The organism is Stieleria sp. (assembly GCF_041595215.1).
Classification (GTDB): Bacteria; Planctomycetota; Planctomycetia; order Pirellulales; family Pirellulaceae; genus Stieleria; species Stieleria magnilauensis.
The window spans coordinates 1-9,605 of sequence record NZ_JBFHKV010000211.1; the positions used below are offsets into that span (position 1 = coordinate 1).

A 9,605-nucleotide genomic window follows, 5' to 3' on the forward strand; every position below is an offset into this window, starting at 1 on the left:
CACGGCGAACTCCGCGTGATCGGTCGGAACTTCGGACGCCGCACTCCATTGGCACAACATCACAATCGCCAGGGCTGCCAACAGCGGACGGAACGGATTCAAGCGTGGTCGCATGATGAGAGGCATTAAAGTGAAATCAAGGGACAAAGGAATTGAAGACGGACAGTGGCGTAAGCTTCCAGCTTGCGATCCAGCGAAACCGCAAGCTTACGCCACGGGATCCGCTACGCGAACAGTTCTTTGACTTCGCGCATGCCGAAATCGACCAACGGGAACGGGCGTCCGCCGGGGCCGGGGATTTCGGCGTGCAAGTCCAACCCCAGGGAATGAAAGACCGTGGCGATCAGCTCGCCGGGTTGCGTCGGTCGGTCGGCGGGGACTGCACCGATCGGGTCGCTCGCACCGATCGCTCGCCCGCCTTGCACGCCGCCGCCGGCAAACGTGGTGGAAAAACATTGCGGCCAATGATCCCTGCCGCCGGCGGGATTGACCTTGGGCGTTCGTCCGAATTCGGCCAAGCCGCAAACCAGCGTGTCGTCCAACATGCCCCGTTCGTCCAAGTCGCTCAGCAGCGCCGAGTAGCCCTGGTCGTACATCGGTGCGACGATGTTCTTCATCCCTTCGATGGTGGTGAACGGCTTGCTGCCGTGGATGTCCCAGGTGACTTCGTTGAACACAGTCAGGAAGGTGTTGATGGTGACAAACCGGACACCCGCCTCGATCAATCGTCGCGACAAGAGGCAACATTGTCCGAAGCGGTTCATCCCGTAACGTTCACGGACCTTGGTCGGCTCCTTGGTCAAATCGAAGGCTTCGCGAGCTTGCGTGCTGTTCATCAAGCGATAGGCGGCTTCGAAATTCTTGTCCAGCATCTTGGCCGACTCGGTGGATTCGAGTTCGTTCATTCGGCCTTCGATCGCCGCCCGCATCCGTCGCCGACGATCGATCCGGACATCGCCCAATGTCGGCGGCGGCAACAAGTCGGGGACTTTAAAATTCTCTTTGCTGGGATCGGCCATCAATGCGAACGGATCGTAGGTCTTGCCCAAGAACCCGCCGGCTTGGCCGTTGGGCAAGTTGCCGCCGCCGCGTCCCATGGTTTCGGGCAAAACGACATGGGCCGGTAGATCGCTGCGGCGTCCGCGCATGTATTGCAACACGGCACCGGCGTGCGGGTAATTCACGCCGCCGGTGAATTGGCGACCGGTTTGAAGCATCTGCCAGCCCGCGTCGTGCACGGCCGCCGCGGTGTGATAACAGGACCGAATGATCGAGAACTTGTCGGCGATCTCGGCGTGGCGCGGCAAGATTTCCGAGAGCTGGAAATCGCCCTTGGTTGAGATCGCTTTGAACGGCCCGCGCACCTCGGCCGGCGCCTCCGGCTTCATGTCAAAGGTGTCCAACTGGCTGGGCGCACCGAGGTTGAAAATCATGATGCAGGAGCGATTGTCCTTGTGCGGATCAACCACGCCACGCTCGGCGGCGGCAAGGTATTGGGGCAGCCCGAGTCCGAGGGCGCCCAAGGTTCCGATTTGCAGGAAGTCGCGTCGAGGCGTGCCGTTGCACGTGTGCGAGGTTCCGCGAGCGGTCAGATTTAACATGACGAATCCAATGACGGATTGGGAGGGTCGGGGAGGGGGAGAATCGAGGAAAGATCAGCTTCGGAAAGCTCGATTCCGCCGACGGGGGGACGTTTATTCTATTAGATTGAAACGCCAAACGGAAAATCGAATTTCGAATTCATGGCATCGCAGGGGCTTTTTCTTGGACGCAATGCATTTCAATCGCGAGGCCTGGGACAAGATCGCGACCAGCCGACGAAAGTGGTTCACCCCGGCAACGGCTGACCAGATCGATGCGGCCCGTCGCGGCGATTTTTCGATCCGGTTGACGGCGACCAAACCGATCCCCGCCTCGTGGATCGGGGACGTGCGAGACCGATCGATCCTGGCCTTGGCAGCGGGGGGCGGGCACCAAGGCCCCGTGTTGGCCGCCGCCGGGGCGCACGTGACGGTGGTCGATTTTAGCGCCGGCCAACTGGCGATCGATCAGCGACTGGCCCGCGAACATGATCTGGCGATCGAGACGATTCAGGCCGACATGGCGGATCTGGCCCTGCTGGCGGCCGAACAGTTTGACCTGGTGATCAATCCCTGTTCGGTTAACTTCGTCCCCAACGTGCGGCCGGTTTGGAAGGCGGCGGCGCGGGTGTTGAAACCCGGTGGGGTGCTGATCAGCGGAGTGATCCAGCCGGTGAATTTCCTGTTCGATGCGGTCAAACGCGATCGCGGCAAGTTAAAAGTGCGATTCAAAATTCCCTACAGCGATCTCGACTTGCCGCCCGAGGAACTCGATCAAACCATCGGACCGGAACGCCCGATCGATTTCGGACATTCCTTGACCGATTTGCTGGGCGGACAACTCGACGCCGGGTTCATGCTGACAGATATAATGGAGGACGGTTGGGGAGGCGACGATGCGCTGTCCGACCGAATCGCCACCTTCATGGCAACCCGAGCGGTGAAAGGAACGTGACGCGCGGGGGGCTTTTGTTAGCGGCAGGGCGCGAGCCCTCCGGTCTTTCAACGTCAAACCGGACGGCTCGCGCCGTTCCGCTAACTCCTTCAGTGCCAAGAATTCGCAATGAAATCACAATTTGCAATCGGAATGATCCTCGCCTGGGCCATCACTGCGTCGGCGGCCGACCGCTTTCAAGCGGCACGTGATCGGTTGGTCGACGAGCGTGTGGCGACGGCCGGGGTCACCGACACGCGTGTGCTCGATGCGATTCGCCGCACGCCGCGTCATGAATTTGTGCCCCGCAGCCAATGGCCGCGGGCGTACTTTGACATGGCGCTTCCGATCGGACATTCGCAAACGATCAGCAGTCCCTTTATCGTCGCGTCGATGACCGAAGCGTTGGATCCGGAATCGACGGACAAGGTGTTGGAGATCGGGACCGGCAGCGGCTACCAGGCGGCCGTCTTGAGCCCGCTGGTCGATCATGTTTACACGATCGAGATCGTACGTGAACTCGGCGAACGGGCCGCCGAAACGCTGGCCCGACTGGATTACGGAAACGTCTCCACCCGCATCGGGGACGGCTTTTTGGGTTGGCCCGATGCCGCACCCTTCGACAAGATCATCGTCACCTGCAGCCCCGAGTCCGTCCCGACGCCATTGGTGGACCAACTGCGCGAAGGTGGCGTGATGATCATCCCGGTCGGTGAACGCTACCAGCAAACACTGTTTCGATTGATCAAGACCGATGGCAAATTGATCCGCGAAGCGCTGCGTCCGACGCTGTTCGTGCCGATGACGGGCGAAGCGGAAGAAAACCGACAGACGCTTCCCGATCCGGCCAACCCGGTCGCCCTCAATGGCGACTTTGAAGTCGCGGCGACCGGTGACGAAGCGACGTTGTTGGAATTCGTCCCCGGCTGGTACTACGGTCGCCAAGTCACTCAGACCGAATCGACGTCCGGCGACCCCGCCCCCCAAGGCAAACGTTACGCCAGTTTTCGCAACGAGACGCCCGGCCGCAATTCGCACCTGTTGCAGGGCATCGCGATCGACGGTCGCGAGGTGTCACAGATCCGACTGAGCGGACAGGTCCGCACCGAAGGCATCCAAAAGGGGCCGGGGTCCGACGCGATGCCGATGATTGCGATCTCGCTGTATGACGAACAAAGAAGCGATTTGGGCACGTTTTACTTGGGGCCGTTTCGCGGCACACGCGATTGGAGAAGCCACAGCCGGCTGATTCGGGTGCCGATCAAGACCCGTGAAGCCATTCTCCGCGTCGGCCTGTTCGGGGCCACCGGGAAAGCCGACTTCGACGCCATCAAGCTGGAAAAGATCGACCGTTAATTGGCGGAGCTTCGCCGATCGCCAGCCGGAAAAGCTTCGCCGACCCGAACCACCGGCCACCCGGATCGTGTAGGAGGTGCATTCTGAGGCCGCTTTGAAGTAGACCCCAGAGGCCGAAGCGGCTATTTTTTCGGTTGATTCTTTAGGCGACAGTGACGGGGCACCAAACGCCGCCCCGCCGGAACTCCGCCCCCCAACACCAACATCATCGGAAACCCACCCCCCATGCCAAACCCCCAGCAAGACAACGGCCCGACGGAGCGGCCATTGCTGGAGCGCCGGACTCTCTTCGGAGTTTCCTTCGCACTGGTTGTGCTTTTCGGCTTCTTCTTCTTGATGCCGTTCGCGTTTCGCGCCGCGCGGTTGAGCCTGAATAAGAAGGAAAACGATATCAAGGACTGGCTTCCGTCGGATTTCGTCGAGACCGCGGAACTGGAATGGTTCGCCGACCATTTCGCCGGCGAAAGCTTCGTCATCGCCACGTGGCCGGGCTGTACCGAAGACGACCAGCGATTGAAATTGCTCGAATCCAAGCTGCGGCATGAATCCAGCAAAACCGATCCGGGTGCCGGAATCGCAGACCCCAAGCTGGCCGAGGACTATCGATCAGCCAAGGAATACGGCATCCGCCTCGGATTGCTGCCCGCCTCTCGCACGCTCGACAATTGGGGCGGTGAGAACGAAAAGTGGTTCGCAACCGCCGACGGCAAGTGGTACTACATCAAACCCAATGGGCACCTGCATCGCTGGGAAGGAAAATCGAACGGGCCGGCGGCACTGATCCGCAACATCAAACAATCCATGGGCACGCACGAATTGCAGGGGACCTTCGTCGCCGCGTTCGGCTCCCAAGACGACGAGCGCGCCAACCCGTTCCACAACGATCCCTCGCTGCTGTGCGCCCCGATGTTCCGCTCGGTCGAGACCGGTGTGTCGCTGGTCAATGAATTGTCCAAGGAAGGCGGATTGCTGTGGCCGGTTGACTTCACCGATCAGTCACGGCGTCCGATCGTGGCCCGCCGACGCGCCATGGAACGACTGACCGGTTCGCTGTTCGCCCCGGCGGTCCCACAGGACTTTGCCTGGACGGCGGAAGAGTTTCGCGCGGCCGTCCCGAGCGATCGACGCTCCGCCATCCCCGAAAACTTTGACGATCTGGTTCAGAACGCGCTCAGCACGTTTGCCGACGAAAACTTAGACGGTGACCGCGAGCGATTGGCGACCGCGAGTACCGAGACACAAACCAACGCTTGGTATGCCGTCTATGATGCCGCCGGGGTCGAGCCACCACCGCGCCAGACCTGCTTGCTGATCACGCTGACCGACATCGCCCAAGACAACTTGGCGTACGCACTCGGGCGCGGCGTGATGGGCGCCCCACGTGGCCGGCTGTTGGAATTGGCGAATGACTCAGGGGTTCAACCCGCGGCGCCACCCTCGATGGCTCCGCCGCCGTTCAACCGTACCGAAGTCGAATCGATCGCCGGGGCTCCCCCGCTGCGACTCGGTGGCCCACCAGTCGACAACATCGCGATCGACGAAGAGGGCACGGTGACGTTGGTGCGTCTGGTCGGCTACAGCATCCTGGTTGGCGCCTTGCTGTCCTACCTCTGTTTCGCCAGCGTCAAGATCACGCTGATGGTGTTTGTCGTCGGCGGCTCTGCGGCAATGCTCAGCATGGCGGTGGTCGGTTGGACCAACGGCAGTGTGGATGCGATCTTGATGAGCATGCCATCGCTGGTCTACGTGCTGGGGCTTTCCGGCGCGATCCACGTGATCAATTACTACCGCGACGAAGTCCGTCAACGCGGACGTGGTGGTGCGGCCGGCCGTGCCCTGCAGCACGCGATTTTCCCTTGTTCCCTCGCGGCGCTGACCACGGCGATCGGACTCGGGTCGCTGTACACCAGCAATTTGGCACCGATCAGCAATTTCGGGCTGTACTCCGCGATCGGCGTGATCGCCACACTCGCGATTTTGTTTTCCTACCTGCCCGCGGCGCTGCAAATCTTTATCACCGAATCGCACGCCGAACCGGAATCGCCTGTACCGACGCGTGGTGACGAAAAAGAATCGTGGCTCTCGGACCGCTGGGCTGCCGCCGGTGCGTGGATCTGCAAAAGACACTTGTTGGTGACCAGCGTGTGCTTGATCGCATTGGTCGCCGCCGGGCTGGGGCTTTCCAAAATCAAAACGTCCGTTCAATTGCTGAAGCTGTTCGACGAGAACGCCAGAATCATTCGCGATTACGCGTGGTTGGAGAGCAACTTTGGAAAACTGGTCCCGATGGAATTGGTGCTGCGTGTCCCGCCGTCGATGCAATTAGAAACCGTCGCGCAGGCATCTCCCGCGGCGCGACAACACGGTCCGTTAGAATCCGCGACGCCGGAGTCGGCGTTGCCGCTGAACGTTCTGGAACGGGTCGAAGCGGTCGCCAGGATCAACGAGGTCGTTCGTCGGACACTCGGCGAACCAGGGCTGGATATCGTCGGTTCGACAACCGCGGTCAACACGTTTTTGAAACCCTTGCCCGGCGTGACCAACAGCTGGAATCCGGTTCGGTCTCAATACATCACGGAATTGAACGAAGGCCGCGAGGAGTTGCTGGCCAACGATTACGTTCGGCTGGAAAAGAGCGGCCCGTACGCGGGCAGCGAACTGTGGCGGATCAGTCTTCGCGTCGGTGCACTCGCCGACGTCGACTACGGAGAATTCATCAAGACGCTGCGTGTCTCGGTTGAACCGGTGCTCCGCGCTTACGACATGCGTGACGAATTGCTGAAACAAATCGCCGCGGCGTCACAGTCGGGCCAAGGCAAACAGCCGGTCATCGTCATGATGGGAGCCGCTCGCCCGAGCCCGTTGGCGGAAACGGAACTGGTTGATCTGAGCGATGACGTCGATCTCGCCAGTGAAGAACGCATTCGAACCCGATCGATTTATTTGTCGATTCTGGAAGAATTGCTCCGCGGCGAACGACTGCGCGAACCGATTTGGGTGGACCACCAGTCAGCAGAAAACCCGATCGAAATCGGCGGCGATCTCTGGAACAAAGTCATCGGCAAAGCAGACGTGCTGGTCTGGGTCGGTGACCAACCGGCGCCCGAAGCAGCGTTGGCGAGCGCCAAGACCTTGATCGACGCACAAGCGATCTTCACCAAACCGATCAGCCATGACTTGGTCGGCGACGGCATCCCCGAAGTGACCGGCGCCGGATCGATGCAGGTCGTTTACACGGGAGTGGTTCCGGTCGTTTACAAGGCACAGCGGACCCTGCTGGGTAGCCTGGTGGAATCCATCGCGCTGGCGTTTGTGTTGATCTCCGTCGTGATGATCATCTTGCTCAACCCGGCCCGTACACCGTTGCGAATGTTAGGCCCCGTCAACTTGGGATCAGGTCTGGGTGCGGGAATCGTCTCGATGATTCCCAACATGTTCCCGGTTCTGCTGGTGTTTGGACTGATGGGCCACTTCGGCCGCCTGGTCGATATCGGCACCATGATGACCGCATCGGTCGCGATGGGCGTGGCGGTCGACGACACGATCCACTTCCTCAGCTGGTTCCGGTCGTATTTGGATCGTGGCTACGATCGCATCAAGGCGGTGGAATTGACCTACCGTCGTGTCGGTCCGGCGATGACGCAAACGACCATCGTCGGTGGACTGGGTTTGTTTGTCTTTGCCTTGTCGACGTTCACGCCGACGCAGCGTTTCGGAACGCTGATGTTGGTGCTGTTGGTTGCCGCTCTGGTCGGCGACTTGATTTTGCTTCCGGCGCTGCTGGCCGGCCCGTTGGGAAAACTGTTCCGACCGCGTGTCGGTTCTCGCGGTGCAAGCGGAGCGGAGCCGTTGGAAGAGTTGGCGCTGGTACAACCCGACGATGGCGGCCCCGACGGCGGTTCATCTCAGGTTGACGACGAAGAGGCCGCTGCAACCTTGGTGATCGACAAAGAATCGCTGCCGAGTTTGAAGGTCCATTCTCCGTCGCGTCGCAGCGATCAACCCCACCGGATGAAAGGCCGTTAGCGATTCGGCTACACTACCGTTGCGGGCCGCCAGACCATTCAGCTTCGGGAGACGCAATCGGTGAGTCTAGTCCATCGTGTAGAACATCCACTGATCGACCATCATCTGTGCAGAATTCGTGATGCGGCGACCCCGCCGAGTGAATTCCGTGCCGCGGTCAATCGCCTGTCGATGATCCTGGGGGTCTCGGCAACTGTCGATCTGGCGACGCGGCCGAGAAAGATCACCACGCCGATTTGCGAGACGACGGGATACGAACTGTCGGTCCATGTGGGCATCGTTCCGATCTTGCGCGCCGGGCTGGGGATGGTCGATCCGATCCTGGAACTGTTGCCCGACGCATCGGTCTGGCACTTGGGGCTGTATCGCAACGAGGAGACGGCCGAACCGGTCGGATACTACGACAAGCTGCCTCACGAAAACGCGCCCAACATCGCGATGGTCGTCGATCCGATGCTGGCGACCGGCGGCAGCATCGACTTGGTGATTCGGCGACTGCAACGTTGGGGCGTCGATGAAATTCGAGTGCTCAGTCTGATCGCGTCGCAGCCCGGGATCGATCGGGTCGGACGTGACTTTCCGGACGTCAAATTATTCGTCGCGGCGATCGACCCCGAATTGAATGAACGTTCCTTTATCGTGCCGGGACTCGGCGATGCGGGCGACCGAATTTTCGACACCCCGCAAAACGGCTAGCCCGGATCATGGAACGACTCATCTGCGTGCTGGGACTGGTGGTCTTCGTCGGCATCGCGTGGCTGATCAGTAGTGATCGCAAGCGTTTTCCGATTCGAATCGTGATCGGCGGTCTGGCGTTGCAAATCCTGCTCGCCTTTTTGGTGCTGGGGACGTCGTGGGGGCAACGTTTTTTTCAGTCCATCGGGGGTGCGTTCACGTTGGTGATGGACTCGGTGACCGCCGGCAGCGGGTTTCTGTTTTCCGCCCAGGCGCCGACGATCGGCGATTCGATGTTGGGAACGTTCGCCTTTGGGGTGCTGCCCACGGTGATTTTCTTTTCCGCGCTGATGAGCATTCTGTATCACCTCCGCATCATGCAGTGGGTGGTTTGGGCGATGGCCTGGGTGATGCGTTTCACGTTGAAGACGAGTGGTCCGGAAACATTGGCCGCGGCGGCCAATGTGTTTGTCGGCCACACCGAAGCGCCACTGGTGGTCCGCCCGTATTTGGCCACGATGACCCGCAGCGAACTCAATGCGATGATGACCGGCGGGTTTGCGACCGTGACCGGCGGATTGCTGGGGGCCTACGCCGGGATGGGAATCGACATCTCACACCTGCTGACCGCCTCGGTGATCAGCGCACCGGCTGCCTTGTTGATCGCCAAAGTGATGGAACCGGAAGCGGAGGGTGCCCAAGTGTCTTCGTCGCTGCAGATGAATCGCGGGGCGTCGGAGGCTGACGACGACGACGTCGGACATGTCAATGTGATCGCCGCAGCGGTCGCCGGTGCCAGCGACGGATTGAAGTTGGCGCTCAATGTCGGCGCGATGCCGATCGCGTTTCTGGCGATCTTGAAACTGATCGACGTGCTGCTGGGGCTCGGGTGTGAGCAACTCGGCTGGGTCGATCTGACCGGCACACCGTTGATCAGCCTGGGCGTGATCCTGGGTTATGCCTGTTGGCCGATCGCCTGGTTGTTGGGAATTCCGGCGGCGGAGTGCGCCGAAGCGGGCCGGTTGATCGGGCTA

At 60.7% G+C, this 9,605-nt stretch carries 6 protein-coding genes; 5 read left to right on the top strand and 1 reads right to left on the bottom strand.

The window, feature by feature from the left end:
* Nucleotides 1-224 precede the first annotated feature (224 nt).
* Nucleotides 225-1,601, bottom strand: coding sequence for a DUF1501 domain-containing protein (locus tag ABX749_RS10615; protein ID WP_372895955.1), 1,377 nt, complete (start codon nucleotides 1,599-1,601; stop codon nucleotides 225-227).
* A gap of 172 nt (nucleotides 1,602-1,773) precedes the next feature.
* Between ABX749_RS10615 and ABX749_RS10620 the strand changes: the two genes are divergently transcribed.
* The 5 genes from ABX749_RS10620 to ABX749_RS10640 form a co-directional block, all read left to right on the top strand.
* Nucleotides 1,774-2,535, top strand: coding sequence for a class I SAM-dependent methyltransferase (locus tag ABX749_RS10620; protein WP_372895956.1), 762 nt, complete (start codon nucleotides 1,774-1,776; stop codon nucleotides 2,533-2,535).
* 108 nt (nucleotides 2,536-2,643) lie between these two features.
* On the top strand, nucleotides 2,644-3,870 hold the full coding sequence (locus ABX749_RS10625) for a protein-L-isoaspartate(D-aspartate) O-methyltransferase (RefSeq protein ID WP_372895957.1): 1,227 nt from the start codon (nucleotides 2,644-2,646) through the stop codon (nucleotides 3,868-3,870).
* Between the two features lie 225 nt (nucleotides 3,871-4,095).
* Nucleotides 4,096-7,896 (top strand): RND family transporter, encoded by a 3,801-nt coding sequence (locus tag ABX749_RS10630; RefSeq protein WP_372895958.1) that lies wholly within the window; start codon nucleotides 4,096-4,098, stop codon nucleotides 7,894-7,896.
* Nucleotides 7,897-7,956: 60 nt separating this feature from the next.
* Entirely contained in the window at nucleotides 7,957-8,592 is a 636-nt protein-coding gene (gene upp / locus ABX749_RS10635) for a uracil phosphoribosyltransferase (RefSeq protein ID WP_095738359.1), read from the top strand.
* Nucleotides 8,593-8,600: 8 nt separating this feature from the next.
* Nucleotides 8,601-9,605 (top strand): NupC/NupG family nucleoside CNT transporter (locus ABX749_RS10640; protein ID WP_372895959.1); only part of this gene is annotated, 1,005 nt, incomplete at its 3' end.